The following is a 16888-nucleotide window of genomic DNA, read 5'->3' on the forward strand; positions in this document are numbered from 1 at the left end:
GATAAGATCGAGATCTGTTGCGGCTGAATGGCTTTCGGGCACAGGGAGGAGGCAATTCCGCCGACCTCAACTCATGCTGGCAGCCCAGGCAAGCTCGCCTGTGCCAGACTTTGAATCAGCCCTGCCCCAGGCCCCACTGGAGCGAGCCCAGTGGGGCCTGGGGAAATAAGCCTTGCCCTCGTGAAACCACTCCACTATCTGATTGATCCAGGCCGTGGTGACGGCCTCGCTGGCCTTGCCGCAGGCAGCCATGTGGAGCGGGTTGACCCGGCAGAACGCATCCCATTCGGGGCTGTCCTTAAACGGCACCGGGATGGCTTCAGGCGGTGGGCTATTGCGGCAGGGCGGTGAACAGCAGCTGGATCTCCTGCAGCGTATTGACCGTAGTGGAGCCTGCGCCGCTGCTCCAGGTCGCCCTGGGCAGCCGATCCCGAACAGGCGGCCGGCAGCCAGTCCGGCGCCACGCCGAACTCCACCCAGGTCTGCAACGGCACTCGATTCATCAGATCGTGGGCATCGGGCTGCAGGGGCAGTTTGTGCTGAACCGGCAGGCGCCAGCGCGGTGGATTCGCCACGGGTGTCGGATCGTCTAGCCGGTACAGCCGATCGAACTGGCGACCGCAGCCCGAACACCCCGGCCAGGCCGATCCCCTGCCGCCAACTTGGATCTGGCACCGCCCGATACAGCCGCTTGCCGATCAGCTCACCCATCGCCTCGGGCGTCCGATACCGGGCCGGGACGCCGCAGTGCCGCACCGCAAACTCCAGGAACCTGGCCACATGCCCCAGCCGCTCACGCCAGCCCTGTTTGCCCGGGGGTGTGGGGTGGGCCTCCAGAACAGCCCGGCCATACCGGGGCGCCGGACGCTGCCCCCAACACCTCCGGGGCCTCGCACATGTAGCGGGACTGATGCTTCGCCCAGGTGCTCAGCTACACTCACCCGGAGGTCTGCACCATGTAGTGCAGTTAGCGCTCCACCCCTGCGGGCCAAAACACCACCCCGGACCTGCTGGGTGCCCACCGGGTGCTGACCGTCACGCTGCTGCGGGTGTCATCGCTCCAGCGCCGGGTGATCTGGGTGCGGCCACCGCGTTGCAAGACCAGCGTCCACCCCCGGCCGCGGGTGGCCTTCACAAGCTGGCGCTCCCAGGGCTGCGCGGCGGCGCGGGGCATGGTGATTGAGTCGAGATAGAGGGGCCCGTGCGGCCGCAGAAACGGCGGCAAGGGTAGCGGCGTTGCCGTCAGATGGGACGCCAACCACCATCCCTAGGAGCGCTAATCCCTGTTCCCGTGGGCATTCTGGGGGTGACAACCCAGCTGCGACGGCGCTCCCGGTTTGCACGTCTTACTGGCGCACCGGCAGCACGGTGCCAACCGGCGCAGTGGTGGAGGAGCTCATGCCCCCTGCTAAGAAACCTCTGCCGTGGCGTCAAAGGTCTGGAGCACCAGCTGGTGCACGGCCGTCTGCTGCCGGAGCTCCGCCAAGCGGGCCGCCGCCGGAGGTGTGTCGAGCTCAGCGCACCAGGCCGCCAGCAAGGGCGCTTGAAGAGCCGGCCCCCCATCCAGGCTCTGACATGGGCAGCCCAGGTTGGCGGCGGCGGCTGCCACCTTGGGGTCGTAGCTGAGGGCGGCGCAGGGCGCACCGGAGAGGGCTGCCAGGATCAGGCCGTGCAGCCGCATCGCCACCACCAAGCCAGCGCCGCTGCATATGGCCATCGCCTCCTGGGGCCGCTCAGCCAGCACCTCCCGACTGCGGGCTGCCAGCCCTGGCGGCAGCAGCTGCTCACGGCGCAGCTGCTCCAGCAGGCCCCTGTCCTGGTTGGCGTGGAAAGGCAGCCAGATCACCTCCCGGTCGTGGCTAGCGGCCAACTGATCCAGGGCGGCCAGATAGGGGCTCCAAGCTGAACCCTGTAACTGGCGGGTGGGGCGGAAGCAAAGCACCAGGGGGCCGCCCCTGCCGCGCCATTGCTGGGGAGGTAGGCCCCAGACCGGATCGCTGCCCACGGGTCCATCACACCCCAGGCTCCTGGCCAGGGCCGCCGACTCCGGGTCGCGCCAGCTCACAGCCGTTGCCAAGCGCAGTAGGCAGCTCACCAGCATTCGGCTGCGCCGCCGCTGCAGGGGCCCCAGCCCCTGACCCCAAAGCAGCACAGGCTTGGCCTGCAAGCGGGCGGCTCCAATCAGAGCTGCGTAATAGAGCAGGCTCTTGAAACTGGTGGAATCCTGCAGCAGGCTGCCGCCGCCAAGCACCAAGGCATCACAGTGCCGCAGCGCCTTGAGCACCAGGGGCAGACTGCGGCGCGCCACCGTATCAACCCCAAAGCGCTCCCGCACGAGGGCACCGTCGTGGGCCGTAACCGTGGTGAGGCAGCCAGCTGGCAACTGGGCCAGCAACACCTCCAGCAGGGCGTCGTCGCCCAGGTTGTGCTCGCCGTAGTAGCCGCAAAGCAACAGCCGCTGCGCTGACTGATCCGTCTTGGCCGGCCTGATCACGCGCACCTAAACCAGGTATCAGACGCACAGCTTCTCACCCTGTCAAGATCAGTCAATGCATGCCCTCTCCCTGCCCACCTGGTGGATTCACGTCACCTCGGTGCTCGAGTGGGTGGTAGCGATGGTGGCCGTGCAGCGCCTGGGGGTGGCTCGCCGGGAGGGCGGTTGGCGTTGGTTGAGCCTGGCAATGTTGCCGGCCTTGGTAAGCGCCATGGCTGCCTGCACCTGGCATCTGTTTGACAACAGCCCAAACCTGCAGGGCCTGGTGGTGTTTCAGGCGGGCCTCACCACCATTGGCAACGCCGCCTTGGCACTTGCAGCCTGGAACCTGCTGCGCCAGCAGCGGCAGACGACGCCATGAGCGGCCCCCTCGGCTGGCTTGCCGGCATCGACCCCACGCCTTTGTTCGTGTTGTCGCTACTCCCCTATCTAGCCTTCCTTTGGTGGGCAGGGCGGATTGAGGGGTTCCCCAAGCTGGCCCTGCGGGGTTTTCAATTCACCCTCGTGTTTGTGGCCGTCACGATTGCCGCCGCCATCGTGGCCCAACTGCGCTACGGCGAGCTGCTGGCCAATGTGGATTCCCTGCATGGGGGAGCTGAATCGCTGCTCACGATCTCCAACCTGCTGGTGGTACTTGGCTTCAGCGGCATTGGCGCCGTGATCACGGCCCAACCGCCCCGATCCTGATGCTCTGGCTTCTGGCGATAGTCGTCAGCATGGCCGCTGGGCCCAGCCAGGCTGCACCCGTATTAAGAGTCGGCCTAGCCGATGGCTCCCAGCCCTGCTCCTACCGCCAGCGGGGCAGTTGGAGTGGCATGGCCGTGGAACTGTGGCAACAGGTCGCCGACCAGGAGCGGATCCCCTACGTACTGGTGCCAGCAGACAACACAACCGAGCTGCTGGCGGCCACCAAGCGCAACGAAGTGGACGTTGCGATCGGCTGCATCACCATCTCACCAGAACGCATCCGCCAGAACCGCTTCAGCCTGCCCTTTCAGGAATCGGGCTTGGGGGTGATGGTCAAACGCAACCAGCTGGAGCTCGGCAGTTCCCTGCTGCGCAGCCTGCTGGCTCCTGATCTGATCAGGCTGCTGGTGGCCTACGTGGTGCTGATAGGCCTGTTGAGCGTGGCTGTCTGGCAGGTGGAGCGCAACGGCAGCAAACCCAGCAGCTGGGAGATCGGGCCGCGCCGCGCCTTCGCCCTGATCTTTCAGGTGCTCGCCACCGGCCCTGGCACAAACACCGTGGTTGTTAGTACACGGGGCCACACCTTTGTCTTTATGGCCTACTTGGTGCGGATCATCACGGCCTCGCTGCTGGTCAGCTACGTCACCTTGAACGTCGTGCGGGGCAACCAGGAATTGGCGAGCCCCAACATCCGCAGCCTCAACGATCTCGCCGGCCAGCGGGTTGCCGTGCGGCCTGGCACCGTCAGCGACGACCTACTGCAAAGACTCAACGACTCCGGCCTGCAGCCGCCGATTCAGCTGCGCGAGCTCGATCAGGTGATCCGTGCCGACAGCCTGCTGGCTGCTGATGCCGTGGATGCGGTGCTCGCCGACGACATCCAGCTCGACTTTTTGCTGCAGCAACTGCCCCACAAGCTCTACGGGCTGGCGCTGCGCAACCTCAACCCCCAATCCCAGGCATTCGCCCTCTCACCAGGCATCAGCGAAGACCTGGAAACCCGGATCAATGAAGCGCTTGGCAGGCTCAAGCGCGATGGCGTAGTCACCCGGCTGCGGCAGCAGGCAATGAACAAGTCTTAAGCCGGGTCATCCATAGGCGGTGCTGACCGGAAGATGGGGCGTTGGCACCTGCTCCATGATCGCTCCTCTCCTGGCCCTTGCCCCCGCCACCATCACCTGGTCACCCAAGGTGGCGTTGGTGATGATTGTCTGCAACGTGATTGCCATTGCCCTGGGCAAGGCCACGATCCAACATCAAAACGTTGGTCTGAAGCTGCCCAGCGCCGGCCTATTTGGCGGTTTCAGCCACGGCGCCATGCTCGGCACCTTGAGCCTCGGCCACATCCTCGGCATGGGCGCCATCCTTGGCATGGCCTCCCGCGGCGTTGTCTGAAAACCTGGGTTCCACCCTCAGGGCTCAGCGCCAACCCAGCAAGTAGGGCAGCGCTTTAAGCCCGTAGCGCTCAAAGCGGTAGTCAAACAACAGGGCGGAGAGATCCTCCGCCCGCCGGGTTTGCAAGCCAGCCAGCAGGCGCTCCAGGCGAGCATCGGCCCTGGCATCAGCCAGTCCTAGCCAGGTGCGCCTAGCTAGGCGGCCACTCAGGCTCCAGCGCCAGCCCAGCTCTCGCTTTAGCAGCCTCGGGTATTGGTCTAGGCCGACAGAGCCAGCTGGTTGGGCCAGGGCCTCCAGCAATAGCGGTGCCAGCACCCGGGCACTGGCCAGGGCGTGGCGGATGCCCTCCCCACCCAGCAAATTGGCCGTGCTCACCGCGTCACCTAACCCGATCAGCCTGCCCAGCCGGTGGGGTTCATGGCGGCGGACCGTGCTGCGAATGCGTCCCCCATGGCGATCGAGCACCTCGGCTTGGCCTAGGCCGCAGCGTTGCACTAAGGCGCCCAGCTCCAGAGCCAGCGCTGGCTGGGCACGGCTGGGATCGGCCAAGCGGCACACCCCCACCTTGAGCTGGCCCGGTGCCATCGGAAATACCCAGCCGTAACCCTGCCGCACCCAGTCGCTGCCAAGGAAAAAGCTGAGCCTGTCTGCCCAGGGCCGGTGCTGCTCGGGATCCACCTGCAGCAACCACTCCACCCCTAGGCCGGCCACCAGCGGATCGGCCAGCTTTGCCTGCTCGCCAATCAGGGCTCGGCCCTCGCCGCTGGCATCCACCAGCCAGCGGCTGCGCAGCCGGCGGCGACCAGCAGCGCCATCGCGCACCAAGGTGTTAACACCAGCGCGATCTTGATGCCAGCCAATGGCCGTGACGCCGAGCTGCAGGCGGGCGCCCCAGGCCTGGGCCTGGCCAGCTAGCCACTGACGCAGGGCACCAAAATCGAGCACGGCGCCGAGGGGTTGGCCTGCGCTCCACAGCCGGCGCTGGTCGCCTGGCCCCACCAGTTGCCAGCCACTCCAGCGCGCCGCCACAACGTGAGCGGGTATGCCAAAGCGATCGAGGGTCTCAAGCGGCAGGGCCGCACTACTGAAAGCCGCCTGACCCAAATGCTTAAGCCGATCAACCAGCAGCACATCAACCCCAGCCTGGGCAAGTAGGCGGGCTAGCTCAGCACCCGAAGGGCCAGCACCCACCACAAGCACTTCGCAGTCGTAGGGCTCCGGTTCAGACAGCAACTGGCGCAGCCGCAGCAGGGAGACTGCTTTGAAGGGGAACACCAAAACGGGTGATGATCCGCTCCGCCATCTGGGGTGGGGTGAGGCCCAGGCTGTGCTTGCTCTGCTCCGGGCTGGCGTGGTCCACGAGCACGTCGGGGATGCCGATGCGCAGCACCGACACCAGCACGTCGTGGTCGCTGAGGGTTTCCACCACCGCAGCCCCGAAGCCACCCGCCAAGGAGCCTTCCTCCATGGTCACCACCTTGCCGATGCGATGGGCCATGGGGAGAATCAAGGCCTCATCAAGGGGCCGCAGGAAGCGGGCATTGATCACGGCCGCCCGCAGACCCTTTTCCTGCAGCAGTCCGGCCGTAGCCATCGCCGGAGCCACCATGGCGCCGTAGGCCACGATCAGCAGGTCGTCGCCATCGGTGAGCAGCTCGCCCCGGCCGATCTCTAAGGGTTCAAAACCTTCTTCAGCCAAAGGAACCCCCTCGCCTTCGCCGCGGGGAATGCGCAGGGCGCAGGGGCCGCTGTGATGAATTGAGGTCACCAGCATGCGCTGCAGCTCAGCCTCATCCTTGGGGGCCATCACCGTGAAATTGGGGACGGCGCGGAAGTAGCTGATGTCGTATTGACCCTGGTGGGTAGGGCCGTCGGCGCCAACGATGCCGGCCCGATCCAGCACAAAGGTGACCGGCAGGTTCTGGATGCCGACGTCGTGAATCAACTGGTCGTAGGCGCGCTGCAGGAAGGTGCTGTAAACAGCCACCACGGGCTTGAGCCCTTCGCAGGCCATGCCAGCCGCCATGGTGACGGCGTGCTGCTCGGCGATACCCACATCGAAATACTGCGCCGGAAAAGCCTTCTCCAGCAGATCCAGTCCGGTGCCGGTGGCCATTGCAGCGGTGATGCCCACCACGGTGGGGTCCTGTTCGCAGAGCTTCACCAGCGTCTGGCCAAACACCTTGCTGTAGCTGGGAGGCTTCGGCTTGCTGGAGGGATAGGCCTTGCCAGTGGCCAGATCAAAGGCGCTCTGGGCGTGATAGCCCACCTGATCGGCCTCGGCGTAGGCGTAGCCCTTGCCCTTGGTGGTGGCCACATGCACCAGCACAGGCCCCTCGGTGCGGTGGGCCTGTTCAAAGGTGCGCACCATGCCGGCGATGTCGTGGCCATCGATTGGGCCGATGTAGGTGAAGCCCAGCTCCTCAAACACGGCTCCCACCTTGGGCACCGCCAAACGCTTCATGCTCTCTTTGAGAGTTTTGAGCTCGTTGGGCAGCTCGCCGTGCAGGAAGGGCAGGTGCTTGATCGCCTCCTCGGCATTGCCCTGCAGAAATTGCAGAGGTGGGCTCAGCCGCATGCGGTTGAGATAGGTGGAAAGGGCCCCCACCGGTGGGCTAATCGACATGTCGTTGTCGTTTAGCACCACCACCAGCTTGGTTTTCGGCAGGTGGCCAGCGTGGTTGATCGCCTCTAGCGCCATGCCACCGGTGAGGGCGCCATCGCCGATCACCGCCACACATTTGAAGTCTTCCCCGCGGCGATCGCGGGCTAGGGCCATGCCTAGGGCCGCCGAAATCGAGGTGCTGGCGTGGCCGGCACCGAAATGGTCAAAGCGGCTCTCGCTGCGCTTGAGGTAGCCCGCTACCCCGTTCTTCTGGCGCAGGCTGTCGAAATCCTTGTAGCGGCCCGTAATCAACTTGTGGGGGTAGGCCTGGTGGCCCACGTCCCACACCACTTTGTCGTGGTCGAGATCGAGGGTTTGATAGAGGGCGAGGGTGAGCTCCACCACTCCCAGCCCAGGACCCAGGTGACCGCCGCTGGTGCTCACCACCTCCAGATGGCGCTCACGAATCTGGCGGGCAATGGCTTCAAGCTCTGCCGTGGTCAGGCCGTGCAGCTGATTCGGGTGACTCAGCTCGCTGAGATGCATGCACAACCCTGGAGGTGGGGTGCAATCTAGGCCTTAGCTTCCGCCCAGGGGTCCGAATTGCGACACTGGTGCGATGAGCGAGGCCCCTGAGAGCTATCTGCAACGGATCCTGCGGGCGCGGGTCTACGACGTGGCCATTGAGTCGCCACTGGATCCTGCCCCGAATCTCTCGGCGCGCCTGCACAACCGGGTGCTGCTGAAGCGTGAGGATCTGCAGCCCGTGTTCAGCTTCAAGCTGCGCGGCGCCTACAACAAAATGGCTGGCCTCTCGCCTGCCGAGCTGGAGCGGGGCGTGATCGCCGCCAGCGCCGGCAACCATGCCCAGGGAGTGGCGCTAGCCGCCCAGAAGTTGGGCTGCAGGGCCGTGATTGTGATGCCTGTCACCACACCGGAGATGAAGGTGAAAGCGGTGGCGGCCCGGGGCGCCGAGGTGGTGCTGCATGGCGACAACTACGACGCCGCCTGCACGGAAGCCACGCGCCTGGGCCTTGAGCGGGGGCTCAGCTTCATCCATCCCTTTGACGATCCCGATGTGATCGCCGGTCAAGGCACGATCGGGTTGGAGATCCTGCGCCAGTGCTCCTCGCCGCCTGACGTTATTTATGTGGCCGTAGGCGGTGGCGGCTTAATCGCCGGCATTGGGGCCTACGTCAAAACCCTCTGGCCCCAAGTTCAGATCGTTGGTGTTGAGCCGGTGGACGCCGATGCCATGACCCGCTCCCTAGCCGCCGGGGAGCGGGTGCAGCTCGAGCAGGTGGGCCTTTTCGCCGATGGCGTGGCGGTGCGCCGCGTCGGTGAGCTCACTTTTGAATTGGCGAAGCAAACGGTGGATCGCATGGTGTCAGTCGACACCGACGCCATCTGCGCGGCCATCAAGGACGTGTTCGAAGACACGAGATCGATCCTGGAACCGGCCGGCGCCCTCGCCGTAGCAGGCATGAAGCGCGATGTGGTGCAACAGGGCTTGCACGGCCAAACATTGGTGGCGGTTGCCTGCGGCGCCAACATGAACTTCGACCGGCTGCGCTTCGTGGCCGAGCGCACCGAGATCGGCGAAGACCGCGAAGCGATGCTGGCGGTGGAAATCCCCGAGCAGACCGGCAGCCTGCGGCGCTTCTGTGGCGTGCTGGGCCAGCGCAGCCTCAGCGAGTTCAGCTACCGGCTGGCCGATCCCAGGGTTGCTCACATTTTTGTAGGGGTGCAAACCAGTGGCACAGCCGACGAGCAGCAACTGATCAACGACGTGCAGAACGCCGGCTTCCCCTGCCTCGACCTCTCCAACAACGAGCTGGCCAAGCTGCACCTGCGTCACATGGTGGGCGGCCGCCTGCCCGCCAGCGCCGGCCCGGCTCTCGCTCAGGGCGAAGAGCTGCTCTATCGCTTCGAGTTCCCCGAAAAACCAGGCGCCCTGATGGCGTTCGTAAACGCCCTACACGCCAACTGGAACATCAGCATCTTTCACTACCGCAACCACGGCGCCGACGTGGGGCGGATCGTGGTGGGGGTGCAGGTGCCACGCGCTGACAGACCCGCCTGGCAGGAGTTCCTCGATGGCTTGGGGTATCAGCACTGGGACGAATCGGCAAACCCTGCCTACAAACTGTTTTTGGGGCCCAGCTCAGCGCCCCTGCCAGCCCTGGCATGAGCCCAAAAAGCTGCGGTAACGTGCGGCCATGCAAAGCAAGGGGCTGATTCAGGGCCTATCCCTGCCCGCCCGGATGGAGGCGATCCTCTACTTGAAAGGCCGGCCCCTCAGTCTGACAGAGCTGGCTGAGATCGCTGCGGTTAGCCGAGAGGAGGCGGAGCTTGGCTTGATCACCTTGATCACCGACTACGCCCACCGGGATACGGCCCTGGAGGTGCGCCAGGAGGGCAACCGCTACAGCCTGCAGCTGCGCGATGGCCTGGCCGACCTGGTTCAAAACCTCCTGCCCGTGGACCTATCCACGGCCGCACTACGCACCCTGGCCACGATTGCCTTAAAAAAGCGGATTTTGCAATCTGATCTAGTCGAGTTGCGCGGCTCCGGCGCCTACGACCACATCAAGGAGCTACTGGCCCAAAATTTCATCGAGCGCAAGCGCCAAAGCGAGGGCCGCTCCTACTGGCTCACCCTCAGCGAGAAGTTCCACCGCACCTTCGCCATCAAGGCTGAGGCTGACCTCTGGAAGCAAGCTGCCTAGAGTTGGCCCACTAACAAAATTCCATGGACGCCCTGAGTTTCCTGCTGCAGGTTCTGGCCCAGACCCTCAGCATCTACACCCTGGTGTTGCTAGTGCGGGTGTTGCTGAGCTGGTTTCCCAATCTCGACTGGAGTAACCCCGTGCTTTCGACGGTGAGCTCGATCACCGATCCCTACCTGAATGCCTTCCGCGGCCTGATTCCGCCCCTAGGCGGCCTAGACCTTTCGGCGATCGTGGCCTTTATTGCCCTGCAACTGGTGCAGAGCCTGCTCGAAGGCGCCAGCGTTTCGGTGCTCGGAGCTGGTTACTGATCAGCTAAGGCCTGTTCAAGGGGCAGCAGCTCGTCATCCACACCAGCGCGGGTGCGCACCGGGGCACTGAAACCTCTTGCCTTGACATTGCGGAAGCTGAGCGGTCCAGGGGTGCCAGCCGGCACCGATAGGCGCAGGGCAAAGGCAGAGGTGCCAGGCGGCACATCACCGATCGAACCCACCCGGGTGCGGTTTTGCAGCACCGGCTCGCCACTTGAATCAACGATCAGGGCAAATACGTCGGTGTCAACAACGGGCTTGCGGGTGGGGTTCACCACGCTGCCGCGCAGGGCGTAGCAGCTGGCACCAGCCGGGCGCCGCAACTCTGGCTGGGCACCGATGTCCTCGGCGGGGCAGGGTTCGATGCTCAGCTCAGATACCTGGAGATCTGCTGCCCAGGCAGGAGCTGGCAGCACCAGCGCACCAATGACTAGGAGAGCGAGCAACCGCGACAGCCACTTTGCGAGCTCATGCCGTGGCCCAAGCTCAAAACCTTGCTTGCTCACCGCCTGTCACCACTGCCTCCAATCACGTTACGGGCGGCGCGGCTGGCCAGTTTGTCGAGGTTGGCCTGGGCAATTTGCTCTAGCTCCAGGCCAAGTTCGGTAGCGAGCTGGGCCACGTACCAGAGCACATCACAAAGCTCGAGCTGCAGGTCTGCAATCACCTCAGGCGAAAAGCTGCCCTGACTGTCGCGCAGCACCTTTTTGACCTTGTCGGCCACCTCGCCAGCCTCACCGCACAGCCCCAGGGTGGGATAAATGGGGTTGGCACCGGCATCTGGGTAGCGGGCCGTGGCGCGGCAACCCTCTTGGTAATGCTGAAAATCCACCTACGACAGCCTATTGCAGGCCTGGATGGTAGTTTCCAGTCGTCTGTTGGCGTTTACATGCCCCAGCCCGATCTCATGCGTCGCACCAAGATCGTGGCCACGATCGGGCCTGCCACGGAATCCGCCGAACGTCTGCGCGAGTTGGTGGCAGCCGGCGCCACTACTTTCCGGCTCAATTTTTCTCACGGCGACCACAGCGAGCATGCGGCTCGCATCGCCACGATTCGCCAGGTGTCAACGGAGCTGGGCATTGAGCTCGGCATCCTTCAGGACCTGCAGGGTCCCAAAATTCGTTTGGGCCGCTTTGCCGATGGGCCGATCACCCTGGCCAAGGGTGATCAGTTCACCCTCACATCTAGGGACGTGCCCTGCAATCAGAAGATTGCCACCGTCACCTACGCATCCCTGGCAGATGAGGTGGTGCCAGGCAGTCGCATCCTGCTGGATGACGGTCGGGTGGAGATGGTGGTCGACAGCGTCGACAAGCCAGAGCAGACCCTTTTCTGCAGCGTCACCGTTGGTGGAGTGCTCTCGAACAACAAGGGAGTGAATTTCCCCGATGTGCAGCTCTCTATCCGTGCCCTCACCGAGAAAGACCGCGTTGATCTGGCATTTGGGCTGAAGCAGGGGGTTGATTGGGTGGCCCTCAGCTTTGTGCGCAACCCCTCGGACATGCGCGAGATCCGCGAACTGATCCGCAGCCATGGCCACGACACCCCCGTGGTGGCCAAGATTGAAAAGTTTGAGGCCATCGATCAGATCGACGACATCCTGCCCCTCTGCGACGGGGTGATGGTTGCTCGGGGCGACCTTGGCGTTGAGATGCCCGCCGAAGAAGTTCCCCTGTTGCAGAAGGAGCTGATTCGCAAGGCCAACAGTCTTGGCATCCCGGTGATCACTGCCACCCAGATGCTCGATTCAATGGTGAGCTGCCCCAGGCCCACCCGGGCCGAGGTGAGCGACGTAGCCAACGCCATCCTTGATGGCACCGATGCCGTGATGCTCTCCAATGAGAGCGCTGTGGGCGATTTCCCCGTGGAAGCGGTGGCCACCATGGCCATAATCGCCCGGCGCATCGAGCGGGATTACCCCCGCCGGGTGCTCGATAGCCACATGGCAACCACCATCCCCAATGCCATCTGCCAGGCAGTGAGCAGCATTGCTCGCCAGCTGAATGCGGCCGCAATTTTGCCGCTCACCAAGGGGGGCTCTACGGCTCGCAGTGTCAGCAAGTTCCGCCCCAGCACCCCAATTTTGGCGATCACCAGCGAGGTGAATGTGGCCCGGCAGCTGCAGCTTTGCTGGGGCGTCAACCCCTTGGTAGTGGAGGAGCAGAGCTCCTCCACCAGCACCTTCAGCCTGGCCATGGGCATGGCACGCGAGCTGGGCTTTCTTCGCGATGGTGACCTAGTCGTTCAAACAGCCGGCACCCTCTCGGGTATCAGCGGCTCCACCGACTTCATCAAGGTGGGCATCGTCTCCGCGGTGCTCTCTAAGGGAACCGGCGTCGGCACTGGATCCGTGAGCGGTCGAGTTCGCCTGGTTGATAGTCCAGAGGCAGCGGCGGCAATCCAATCTGGCGAAATCCTGGTGGTGCATGAAACCTGCGCCGATTACGTCGAGGCGATTCGCAAAGCCAAAGGGGTAGTTACGGAAGCCGGTGGCCTCGAGAGCCATGCCGCCTTGATCGCCGAGCGCACTGGCGTACCAACGATTGTGGGTGTCTGTAACGCGATCGCAAACCTGCGTCAGGGGGAAATCGTGACCCTGGATCTGCAGCGCGGCGAGGTGCATCGGGGCGCCCGCAGCCACGACGCTGACGACAGACCCGCCATCGTTTAGGGCCAGCAGCCGCCACCGCAGCCATGCCAACCAAGCTCCCCATGCGGGAAACCGTCGGCATGGCCCTGAGCACCCTGCGCTCCAATCGGCTGCGCAGTTTGCTGACCATGCTCGGCATCGTCATCGGCAATGCCTCCGTAATCACCTTGGTGGGGGTGGGGCGAGGCGCCCAGAACCTGGCCGAAGGGCAGCTAAGCAATCTCGGCGCCAACGTGCTTTTTGTAGTGCCTGGCAGCAACGACACCCGGCGCCAGGGCATCGACTTCCCCAAAAACCTCGTGTTAGAAGACGCGGTCGCCATCGGCGAGCAGGTACCCAGCGTCAAGCGGGTAGCCCCCCAGATCACCTTGAGCGGGGTGGTTCAGGCGGGCGGACTGAGCAGCAGCACGTCAATTCTCGGTGTTACACCGGAGTTTCTGCCGGTTCGTCAATTTGAGATTGCCCAGGGGCGCTTCTTCACCGCCAGCGATCTCAACGGCGCTCGCAATGTCACCGTGGTGGGGCCTGACTTGGGCACAAAGATGTTTCCAGGCAAGGCGCCAGTGGGGCGCCAGCTGCGTATTCGCAACCAGCTGTTCGAAGTGATCGGCGTTCTTGAACCCAAGGGAGCCGTATTTGGTCAAAACCAAGACGAGAACGCCTACGTGCCCCTCAGCACCATGGTGAGCAAGCTTTCAGGACGCGACCCCACCTACGGGGTCAGCCTAAATTTCATCAGCGTCGAAGCCCGCGACGAGCAGAGCACGGGGGCCGCGAGCTTTCAGATCACCAACCTGCTGCGCCAGCGACACCGGATCCTGCGGGAAGACGATTTTGCCGTGCGCTCCCAGAAAGATGCCCTCACGATCGTGAGCACGATCACTGGTGGCCTCACCTTGATGCTGGCGGCCATCGGCGCCGTGTCGCTGCTGGTGGGCGGCATCGGCATCATGAACATCATGTTGGTGTCGGTGAGTGAGCGCACCGAGGAGATCGGCCTGCGCAAAGCCCTCGGCGCCCGCAGCGGCGATGTGTTGCTGCAGTTTCTAGTGGAGTCGCTGGTGCTGGCCAGCCTGGGGGGCGTGATCGGCAGCGCCGTGGGCATTGGCACGGTGGCTGTGGTTGGCGTTCTGACACCCCTACCGGCATCGATTGGGGCGGCCACGGTACTGGTCACGGTGGGGCTATCCGGTTCGATTGGCCTTTTCTTCGGCGTAGTGCCCGCCCGCCGGGCTGCGCGCCTCGACCCAATCGTTGCCTTGCGCAGCCTTTGAACCGGTCTGGTGAGCCGGGGCAGCGACGGGACGAAACCAGAAAAAACCATTAAAAACCGAAAACAGTGGCGTCCGTCACTAAACCCGCACTCAAGCCAGTGGCTTTATGGGTGGAGAAATCGGGATTCAGTCGTGGCCCAAATGGCGTGCAGTTACCGCAATACCAGCGATCGGATGGTGATATTGCGCTGCATCGGTCCCGAGCAGTTCTTCCTCGAACGAGTGGTATTTCCCTTCGAGCTGCTCAGCTTCCAGTGCCCACCAAGCAGCGTGGTGAAGATCTGGACCCACGGCCTCGGTGGGCCCGAATTGGTGGAGACCGTTAACTCCGGCGATCTGATTAACGATCCACCGTCCCTACCAGCTCAACCGGCCCAATTCGAAGCGCTGCCCTGGGCAACGGCTAGCTGAAGCAGGGCTCGGGGAGGGGGCCTGGCGCCGTTACACTTGTCAACAAAGTGTCTCAGCTATGAACCAGCGCTGGCGTCTGATTGCCCTCTGGCTGCTGCCCCTGGCAGTGGTCGCATTCCTCGGCTGGCAGCTGCTTGGTAACGGCGGCACGGCCCGTTTCAAACCTGAAGGCGCCACGGTTGCTCCGCGCAATGCGGCCGTAGCCCGCATGAGCTACGGCCGCTTCCTCGATTACGTCGATGCGGGCCGGGTAACGGCGGTTGATATTTTCGACGGCGGTCGCAGTGCAGTTATCGAGGCTGTGGATCCTGACCTCGACAATCGGGTACAGCGTCTGCGCGTAGACCTGCCCGGTGTTGCTCCAGAGCTCGTCAACAAGCTCAAAGAGCAGGGCATCAGCTTCGATATCCATCCACCCAAAACCGCTCCACCAGCTCTTGGATTGCTCGGCAATCTGCTCTTCCCATTGCTGCTGATCGGTTCGCTGATCTTCCTTTCACGCCGCGGCAGCGGCATGCCCGGGGGCCCCGGTCAGGCGATGCAATTCGGCAAAACCAAAGCCCGGTTTGCCATGGAAGCTGAAACTGGCGTCAAATTTGACGACGTGGCTGGTGTTGAAGAGGCCAAGCAGGACCTCCAGGAGGTTGTCACCTTCCTAAAAACCCCCGAGCGCTTCACTTCAGTTGGCGCCAAGATCCCCAAGGGTGTGCTGCTGGTAGGACCTCCAGGTACCGGTAAAACCCTGCTAGCCAAGGCAATTGCTGGTGAAGCCGGAGTTCCCTTCTTCTCGCTTTCAGGATCTGAATTCGTTGAAATGTTTGTTGGCGTGGGCGCCAGCCGGGTTCGCGACCTGTTCAAGCGAGCTAAAGAAAACAGCCCTTGTTTGATCTTCATCGACGAAATCGATGCGGTGGGACGCCAGCGTGGTGCAGGTGTCGGCGGCGGTAACGACGAGAGGGAGCAAACCCTCAACCAGCTGCTCACCGAGATGGACGGCTTTGAAGGCAATAGCGGCATCATCATCATTGCCGCAACAAACCGAGCCGACGTGCTCGATTCAGCCCTGCTGCGCCCAGGTCGTTTCGATCGCCAGGTTCAAGTTGATGTGCCAGACATCAAAGGAAGGCTGTCTGTGCTCAAGGTGCACAGCCGCGATAAGAAACTGGCCGACGATGTAAGCCTCGAAGTGATTGCTCGCCGTACCCCGGGCTTCTCCGGCGCCGATCTCGCCAACCTGCTTAATGAAGCGGCAATCCTCACGGCCCGGCGCCGCAAGGAGGCCACTTCACTTGCCGAAATTGATGATGCCGTCGATCGGATCATTGCCGGCATGGAGGGCAAGCCCCTCACCGATGGGCGCAGCAAGCGCCTGATCGCATATCACGAGGTTGGCCATGCCCTGGTGGGCACCCTGGTGCAGGCCCATGACCCCGTTCAGAAGGTCACCCTGATTCCACGGGGGCAGGCCCAGGGACTTACCTGGTTCTCCCCCGACGAGGAGCAGATGTTGGTGAGCCGGGCCCAGCTCCGAGCTCGCATCATGGGTGCCCTCGGCGGCCGGGCTGCCGAGGATGTGGTCTTCGGCCACGCAGAGGTCACAACTGGTGCAGGTGGTGACATCCAGCAGGTCGCCTCGATTGCCCGCCAAATGGTCACCCGGTTTGGCATGAGCGATCTTGGCCAGGTTTCCTTTGAAGCAGGCAACCAGGAGGTTTTCCTGGGCCGTGACCTAATGACCCGCAGCGATGGCTCCGATCGCCTTGCCAGCAAGATCGATGATGCCGTGCGCCAGATGGTGCACAGCTGCTACGCAGACACGGTCAAGTTGGTGGCAGAGCACCGCGCCTGCATGGATCGGGTAGTGGAGCTACTGATCGAGAAAGAGAGCCTCGATGGCGAAGAATTCCGCGCCATCGTGGCCGAATTCACGGCAATTCCAGAGAAGGAGCGCTTCTCGCCCCTGCTGGCCGGCTGATCAAGCAGTAGCACTAGCCATCACAGGACCGGCATCCACGCGACTCGTCGTGGGTGCACTCTGTGGGTGCTCCGCTAGCCAGCGAGCCACCCAGCCCGCCGCCACGCGATTCGACTCCTCAAATGTCAAAAGCCTGGAAGCCAAGCTGCTCGGGGAGGGCCGGGGGTTTCAATCGACCACTTGGCGCCTGGAGCTGAGCTGTGATCCACCTGAAGAAGGGCCAGCAAGCAGGGCTGATTCAAAGTCTTAGCAAGGGTTGGGCTGTGTCCTGCGCATGACCATCGCCATCAGCGCCGTGATGTCGTGCATCACCGACTGCATCCCGGTGCGGATCGATTGAAAGCCTGCCAGCCG

At 63.6% G+C, this 16888-nt stretch carries 18 protein-coding genes; 11 read left to right on the forward strand and 7 right to left on the reverse strand.

Annotation, left to right across the window (positions count from 1 at the left end; all coding sequences use genetic code 11):
• Window positions 1-66: 66 nt before the first annotated feature.
• The 3 genes from KBY83_RS13920 to csaB form a co-directional block, all read right to left on the reverse strand.
• On the reverse strand, window positions 67-309 hold the full coding sequence (locus KBY83_RS13920) for a hypothetical protein (protein ID WP_255020155.1): 243 nt from the start codon (window positions 307-309) through the stop codon (window positions 67-69).
• A 658-nt stretch (window positions 310-967) separates the two neighbouring features.
• A complete protein-coding gene (locus KBY83_RS13925; protein ID WP_255020156.1) occupies window positions 968-1225 on the reverse strand; it encodes a hypothetical protein in 258 nt (85 codons plus the stop codon).
• Between the two features lie 183 nt (window positions 1226-1408).
• Window positions 1409-2500: a polysaccharide pyruvyl transferase CsaB gene (gene csaB / locus KBY83_RS13930; protein WP_255020158.1), complete on the reverse strand. Its 1092-nt coding sequence runs from the start codon at window positions 2498-2500 to the stop codon at window positions 1409-1411.
• Window positions 2501-2549: 49 nt separating this feature from the next.
• Here csaB and KBY83_RS13935 point away from each other — a divergent pair, with 49 nt between their 5' ends.
• Genes KBY83_RS13935 through psaK form a run of 4 tightly spaced genes read left to right on the forward strand, consistent with a single transcriptional unit; the run spans window position 2550 to window position 4576 of the window.
• Window positions 2550-2855 (forward strand): DUF2499 domain-containing protein, encoded by a 306-nt coding sequence (locus tag KBY83_RS13935; RefSeq protein ID WP_255020160.1) that lies wholly within the window; start codon window positions 2550-2552, stop codon window positions 2853-2855.
• The gene (locus KBY83_RS13940) at window positions 2852-3181 is read left to right on the forward strand and encodes a DUF3593 domain-containing protein (protein ID WP_106501637.1); all 330 of its coding nucleotides are present in this window, start codon (window positions 2852-2854) and stop codon (window positions 3179-3181) included. Before KBY83_RS13935 ends, KBY83_RS13940 begins: the two co-directional genes overlap by 4 nt.
• The gene (locus KBY83_RS13945) at window positions 3181-4263 is read left to right on the forward strand and encodes a transporter substrate-binding domain-containing protein (RefSeq protein WP_255020162.1); all 1083 of its coding nucleotides are present in this window, start codon (window positions 3181-3183) and stop codon (window positions 4261-4263) included. The genes KBY83_RS13940 and KBY83_RS13945 overlap by 1 nt, the downstream gene beginning before the upstream one ends.
• Window positions 4264-4318: 55 nt before the next feature.
• The gene (gene psaK / locus KBY83_RS13950) at window positions 4319-4576 is read left to right on the forward strand and encodes a photosystem I reaction center subunit PsaK (RefSeq protein ID WP_255020163.1); all 258 of its coding nucleotides are present in this window, start codon (window positions 4319-4321) and stop codon (window positions 4574-4576) included.
• Window positions 4577-4600: 24 nt separating this feature from the next.
• Here psaK and KBY83_RS13955 read toward each other — a convergent pair whose 3' ends face one another.
• Both KBY83_RS13955 and dxs read right to left on the reverse strand, forming a co-directional pair.
• Window positions 4601-5851: an NAD(P)/FAD-dependent oxidoreductase gene (locus KBY83_RS13955; RefSeq protein ID WP_315858989.1), complete on the reverse strand. Its 1251-nt coding sequence runs from the start codon at window positions 5849-5851 to the stop codon at window positions 4601-4603.
• Window positions 5799-7727 (reverse strand): 1-deoxy-D-xylulose-5-phosphate synthase, encoded by a 1929-nt coding sequence (dxs, locus tag KBY83_RS13960; protein ID WP_255020165.1) that lies wholly within the window; start codon window positions 7725-7727, stop codon window positions 5799-5801. The genes KBY83_RS13955 and dxs overlap by 53 nt, the downstream gene beginning before the upstream one ends.
• A 73-nt stretch (window positions 7728-7800) precedes the next feature.
• On the opposite strand from dxs, the gene ilvA reads away from it, so the two are divergent.
• The 3 genes from ilvA to KBY83_RS13975 are packed head-to-tail and all read left to right on the forward strand — an operon-like array spanning window position 7801 to window position 10221.
• The gene (ilvA, locus tag KBY83_RS13965) at window positions 7801-9372 is read left to right on the forward strand and encodes a threonine ammonia-lyase, biosynthetic (RefSeq protein WP_255020166.1); all 1572 of its coding nucleotides are present in this window, start codon (window positions 7801-7803) and stop codon (window positions 9370-9372) included.
• A gap of 28 nt (window positions 9373-9400) precedes the next feature.
• Window positions 9401-9910, forward strand: a complete 510-nt coding sequence (gene scpB, locus KBY83_RS13970; RefSeq protein WP_255020168.1) for an SMC-Scp complex subunit ScpB — start codon at window positions 9401-9403, stop codon at window positions 9908-9910.
• Between the two features lie 23 nt (window positions 9911-9933).
• Complete coding sequence (locus tag KBY83_RS13975) at window positions 9934-10221, forward strand: YggT family protein (protein ID WP_106501631.1); 288 nt, start codon at window positions 9934-9936, stop codon at window positions 10219-10221.
• Here KBY83_RS13975 and KBY83_RS13980 read toward each other — a convergent pair.
• Entirely contained in the window at window positions 10215-10667 is a 453-nt protein-coding gene (locus KBY83_RS13980) for a hypothetical protein (RefSeq protein ID WP_255020169.1), read from the reverse strand. The two genes, KBY83_RS13975 and KBY83_RS13980, sit on opposite strands and share 7 nt — an antisense overlap.
• Before the next feature lie 56 nt (window positions 10668-10723).
• Window positions 10724-11053 (reverse strand): nucleoside triphosphate pyrophosphohydrolase family protein, encoded by a 330-nt coding sequence (locus tag KBY83_RS13985; RefSeq protein WP_255020170.1) that lies wholly within the window; start codon window positions 11051-11053, stop codon window positions 10724-10726.
• 57 nt (window positions 11054-11110) lie between these two features.
• Here KBY83_RS13985 and pyk point away from each other — a divergent pair, with 57 nt between their 5' ends.
• From pyk to ftsH, 4 genes are all read left to right on the forward strand, one after another.
• A complete protein-coding gene (gene pyk, locus KBY83_RS13990; protein ID WP_255020172.1) occupies window positions 11111-12895 on the forward strand; it encodes a pyruvate kinase in 1785 nt (594 codons plus the stop codon).
• 23 nt (window positions 12896-12918) lie between these two features.
• Window positions 12919-14148: an ABC transporter permease gene (locus KBY83_RS13995; protein ID WP_255020174.1), complete on the forward strand. Its 1230-nt coding sequence runs from the start codon at window positions 12919-12921 to the stop codon at window positions 14146-14148.
• 141 nt (window positions 14149-14289) lie between these two features.
• Window positions 14290-14559 (forward strand): DUF1830 domain-containing protein, encoded by a 270-nt coding sequence (locus KBY83_RS14000; RefSeq protein WP_255020178.1) that lies wholly within the window; start codon window positions 14290-14292, stop codon window positions 14557-14559.
• Window positions 14560-14617: 58 nt separating this feature from the next.
• Window positions 14618-16534, forward strand: a complete 1917-nt coding sequence (gene ftsH, locus KBY83_RS14005) for an ATP-dependent zinc metalloprotease FtsH (protein ID WP_255020175.1) — start codon at window positions 14618-14620, stop codon at window positions 16532-16534.
• The last annotated feature ends 354 nt before the right edge of the window (window positions 16535-16888 follow it).

Origin of the sequence: Cyanobium sp. WKJ7-Wakatipu (assembly GCF_024345355.1) — a bacterium.
Classification (GTDB): domain Bacteria; phylum Cyanobacteriota; class Cyanobacteriia; order PCC-6307; family Cyanobiaceae; genus Cyanobium_A; species Cyanobium_A usitatum.

Bases quoted from the DNA above. Each gene is read 5' to 3' on its own strand.
- KBY83_RS13935 (WP_255020160.1), top strand. From the start codon at position 2,550: ATGCATGCCCTCTCCCTGCCCACCTGGTGGATTCACGTCACCTCGGTG.
- KBY83_RS13940 (WP_106501637.1), top strand. From the start codon at position 2,852: ATGAGCGGCCCCCTCGGCTGGCTTGCCGGCATCGACCCCACGCCTTTG.
- KBY83_RS13945 (WP_255020162.1), top strand. From the start codon at position 3,181: ATGCTCTGGCTTCTGGCGATAGTCGTCAGCATGGCCGCTGGGCCCAGC.
- psaK (WP_255020163.1), top strand. From the start codon at position 4,319: ATGATCGCTCCTCTCCTGGCCCTTGCCCCCGCCACCATCACCTGGTCA.
- dxs (WP_255020165.1), bottom strand. From the start codon at position 7,727: ATGCATCTCAGCGAGCTGAGTCACCCGAATCAGCTGCACGGCCTGACC.
- ilvA (WP_255020166.1), top strand. From the start codon at position 7,801: ATGAGCGAGGCCCCTGAGAGCTATCTGCAACGGATCCTGCGGGCGCGG.
- scpB (WP_255020168.1), top strand. From the start codon at position 9,401: ATGCAAAGCAAGGGGCTGATTCAGGGCCTATCCCTGCCCGCCCGGATG.
- KBY83_RS13975 (WP_106501631.1), top strand. From the start codon at position 9,934: ATGGACGCCCTGAGTTTCCTGCTGCAGGTTCTGGCCCAGACCCTCAGC.
- pyk (WP_255020172.1), top strand. From the start codon at position 11,111: ATGCCCCAGCCCGATCTCATGCGTCGCACCAAGATCGTGGCCACGATC.
- KBY83_RS13995 (WP_255020174.1), top strand. From the start codon at position 12,919: ATGCCAACCAAGCTCCCCATGCGGGAAACCGTCGGCATGGCCCTGAGC.
- KBY83_RS14000 (WP_255020178.1), top strand. From the start codon at position 14,290: ATGGCGTGCAGTTACCGCAATACCAGCGATCGGATGGTGATATTGCGC.
- ftsH (WP_255020175.1), top strand. From the start codon at position 14,618: ATGAACCAGCGCTGGCGTCTGATTGCCCTCTGGCTGCTGCCCCTGGCA.